The organism is Algibacter sp., from assembly GCF_049667265.1.
Classification (GTDB): Bacteria; Bacteroidota; Bacteroidia; order Flavobacteriales; family Flavobacteriaceae; genus Algibacter_B.
In genome coordinates this window covers 1-4,030 of sequence record NZ_JBATHX010000130.1, presented here as the reverse complement: position 1 = coordinate 4,030, position 4,030 = coordinate 1, and the positions used below count along the sequence as shown (strand labels likewise).

Below are 4,030 nucleotides of genomic sequence, written 5' to 3'. Positions count from 1 at the left end.
ATTGTTTTTAATGAATTAGAGCAGTTTGAAGAATCTATTAACTATTATAACAGAGCCCTTGACTTAAAGAGAGGGTTAGAAGGCGATTTCGAAAGAAGTATTGGTTTATCTGAAAATAATATTGCTTTTACCTATAAAAATTCAGGACAATTTAAAATAGCTTTAGAAAAATACGAACAGATTTTAGCAAATAAGAAATTAATAAATAATTACGCAGATGTTCATGTTCTAGCTCTTGGAAATTATGCTAATACATTATATCTGTCAAAGAACTTTGAGAAATTACCTGGGTTGTATCTTAAAGCTTTAAAAATTTGTGATAGTATTAATGATTCTTATAACTCGATAATTATAAATCAGCATTTAGCTGAATATTACAATGATAGAAATCAAAAGGACTCTGCTAAATATTATGCTTATAAGGCTAAAAACCTTTCTAAGGTTTACAATAATGATGACTTGTTAAAATCATTATTACTGATTTCGAAAATAGAAAGCGGCTCAGTTTCTAATAAGTTTTTGAATGATTATATTAAACTGAGCGACAGTTTACAAAAAAGTGAAAGACTGAAACGCGATAAATTTGCAAGAATACGATTTGAAACTAATAAAATTGAACAAGAAAACATCAAAATAACTAAAGAACGTTTATGGCTATTAATAATTTCAATAGTATTAATCTTAGCTTCCTTTCTTTTGTACCTTGTAATATCACAAAGAAATAAGAATAAAGAATTAGAATTTGTCCAAAAGCAACAAGAGGCCAACGAAGAAATTTATAACCTCATGTTATCTCAAAACGAAAGTATTGAAGAAGCTAGAGCTTTAGAGAAAAAGCGCATTTCTGAAGAATTGCATGATGGCGTCTTAGGGCGTTTATTCGGTACTAGGTTAAGTTTAGATAGCTTAAACATGAGTAGCAGCCTTGAGGCCATTAATACCCGAGAACAATACATAAATGAGCTTAAAACGATAGAGGAGGATATTAGAAAAGTATCACATGAATTAAATACCGATTTTATTTCAGGGTCAGGCTTTATTGATATTATTAAAACACTTGTAGAAACACAAACCTTGGCTTATCAACTTGATTATGAGTTAAAGCAAGATGATGACATACATTGGGATTCTGTTTCAAATAAAAAGAAAATTCATATTTATAGAATTATCCAAGAAACGCTTCACAATATTTACAAACACGCCCAGGCATCAAAAGTAAATATTAGTTTTAATTTAAAAAATAGTGTAATTTGCTTAACCATTGAAGATGATGGTGTTGGTTTTGATGTTTCTAAAGCGAAATCTGGAATTGGTTTAAAAAACATGAATTCCAGAATAAAGGAAATAAACGGCTCAATTGCAATAACCTCTCATATAAATGCAGGAACAAAAGTCATTATAGAAGTACCAACTCCAACTCCCTAACACCAAATTATGATTGAAAAAATTAAAATACTTATGATTGATGACCACCCCATGATTATTGAGGGGTATCAAAACACATTGCTATTTACTAAAAAGGACAATCAAGAATTAGAAATAGATATTGCAAACAATTGTGATGAAGCGATTGTGTTTATGGATAAGTCAGTTTTAAGAGAAGTACCGTATAATGTTTTATTTGTGGATATTAGTTTACCACCGTCATCGGATGGTTCAATGAGTTCGGGTGAAGATCTAGCTGAATATGCAAGAAAGGTTTTGCCAAATGCAAAAATCATCATTTTAACTATGTTTAATGAGTCTTTTAGAATTCATAATATTATAAAAACTATAGACCCTGAAGGCTTTTTGATTAAAAGTGATTTAACCTCTAAAGAATTAGCAAGTGCCTTTCAAGCGGTATTAAATAACCCGCCATTTTATAGTGGTACTGTAAATAGTCATATAAGAAAAACAATTGCAACCGATATTGTAATTGATGATAAAAACAGAAAAATTCTACACTTATTATCGCAAGGCGTTAAAACAAAAAATTTGGCCACACACCTCGACATATCTTTAAGTGCCATTGAAAAAAGGAAAAAAAATCTACGAGAAATTTTTGAGATACAAGATGGCCAAGATGAGACGTTGCTTCAAGAAGCTAGAAAAAAGGGATTTGTATAGCTAAAGGATTACATATAACTAAAAAGGTGATTTTTATTAAAAAAATCACCTTTTTTTTCCGCTCGAAACCGTTGCTATAGCTGGTTTCTACCGTGAGCCCGCAGTTCAAGTGTGGGTTTTCCGCAGTTGGAAGTCAATAGTTCTAATTATATTTGTCTTATCAACACTTCAAAAATTAATTAATCCCTCAATTTTTTTGTTGATAATAGCAATTTACATAAACCCTGTGGAGGTGAGAGACCCACAGGGTTTCTTCTTTTTAAAATTTAAAAGAAATGCCTCTATACTTAGTTTCGTGATTTCCGTTATAGCTGGAAACTAAAATAAAACTTCCCGATAATCCCATAATATTCCGATGAATAATCCAAGGTAGATTATCGCAACAACAAACTTTATAAAAGTTGATGTTAAAAATCCTATGAATGATCCAAAAGCAGCTCTGGTTGCCGTTTTAGTATCATTTTTATTTATGAGTTCTCCAATTAATGCGCCAATAAAAGGCCCAATTATTATACCTCCAGGAATTGGGGCAATTAAACCAACAATAAGCCCAATAGTAGTTCCTATCATGCCGTATTTACTGCCGCCAAAACGTTTTGTTCCTATGGCCGGAATAATATAATCAAGAATCCAAATAAATATGGCAATTACGAATGTTATGATTAGAAATGTTTTGTCTATGGGTATGGCATCGGTAAAATGAAGCACCAAAAGTCCAAGCCAACTTGTAAGAGGTCCTGGTAAAACAGGTAAAAAGCTGCCAAAAATGCCTAAAAGCATTACAAAACCGGCAATGATAATTAAAATAGTATCCATAAAAATGTTTAAGTTATTTGGTATTATATACTGTTTAGACTAAAAATCATGCCAAATGTTACATTTTTAAACTAAAAAATTAGTTTGAACTAAATTTTTAGTTATATTTGTATAACTAAAAGATTAGTTGAATAATTTAATTTTTTACTCATGAAACAACTTACAAAGGCAGAAGAGGATATTATGCAGATACTTTGGCAACTAAAAAAAGCCAATGTTAAAACCATAATTGAAGAGTTTCCAGAGCCAAAACCAGCTTACAATACGGTTTCTACAATTGTTAGAATTCTTGAAAGTAAAGGGATTGTAGATTATGAAAAAGAAGGTAAAGGACATGTGTATTTTCCATTAATGGAGAAACAGGATTATAGTAATCAATCCATAAACAAGCTGGTTGATAATTATTTTCAAGGATCTTTTAAAAGTATGGTATCATTTTTTGTCAAGAAAAACGATATGAATATTAAAGACTTAGAGTCTGTGCTAAATGAAATTAATAAAAAACAGTCGTAATTATGTTTCATTATATCATCCAAACCATAGCCTTTCAGTTATTCTTTTTAATCATATATGATGTGTTTTTAAAAAAGGAAACATTCTTTAACTGGAATAGAGCTTATTTATTAGTAACAGCCATGCTTTCACTAATAATTCCATTTATAAAAATAAATAGTTTTAAAAATTTTATTTCGCAAGACTATATTATAAACCTACCTGAAGTTTTTATTGGAAATACGAATCAGCCAGAGATACATCCTGTTGAATTAAACCTGAGTTTATTAGAAGGGAATTCATTTTGGTCTTGGGAGTTCGTTTTTTATTTAGGAGTTGGATTAGCCACGCTATTATTAGCTTTTAAATTGGCGAAATTGGCGATTTTGCTCTATAAAAACCCAAAACAGAAATTAGACAATGTGTTTATTATTAGTTTGTTAAAGAGCAAATTGGCGTTTTCCTTTTTTAATTATATTTTTTTAGGAGAGGACTTTAAAAATGATGAAAGAACTGCCATTTTAAAACATGAAATGGTTCATGTAAAGCAAAACCATACGTTAGATTTATTGTTTTTTGAACTCTTGCGAATTCTTTTTTGGTTTAATCCGTT

General features: G+C 30.1%; 4 protein-coding genes and 1 pseudogene. 4 read left to right on the top strand and 1 reads right to left on the bottom strand.

Annotated elements, in window-relative coordinates; all coding sequences use genetic code 11:
- Positions 1-1,425, top strand: a 1,425-nt coding sequence (locus WBN21_RS04680) for a tetratricopeptide repeat-containing sensor histidine kinase (RefSeq protein WP_424198124.1), incomplete at its 5' end; no start/stop codon positions are given.
- Positions 1,426-1,434: 9 nt separating this feature from the next.
- The gene (locus WBN21_RS04675; RefSeq protein WP_424198123.1) at positions 1,435-2,109 is read left to right on the top strand and encodes a DNA-binding response regulator; all 675 of its coding nucleotides are present in this window, start codon (positions 1,435-1,437) and stop codon (positions 2,107-2,109) included.
- Between the two features lie 318 nt (positions 2,110-2,427).
- On the opposite strand, the gene WBN21_RS04670 is transcribed toward WBN21_RS04675, so the two are convergent.
- Positions 2,428-2,925 carry a DUF456 domain-containing protein gene (locus WBN21_RS04670; RefSeq protein ID WP_424198122.1) on the bottom strand — a complete coding sequence of 166 codons (498 nt, stop codon included), beginning with the start codon at positions 2,923-2,925 and terminating at the stop codon, positions 2,428-2,430.
- A 150-nt stretch (positions 2,926-3,075) separates the two neighbouring features.
- Between WBN21_RS04670 and WBN21_RS04665 the strand changes: the two genes are divergently transcribed.
- Positions 3,076-3,438, top strand: coding sequence for a BlaI/MecI/CopY family transcriptional regulator (locus tag WBN21_RS04665; protein WP_424198121.1), 363 nt, complete (start codon positions 3,076-3,078; stop codon positions 3,436-3,438).
- 2 nt (positions 3,439-3,440) lie between these two features.
- Positions 3,441-4,030: pseudogene (locus WBN21_RS04660) on the top strand (blaR1 peptidase M56 family protein); the annotation flags it as partial.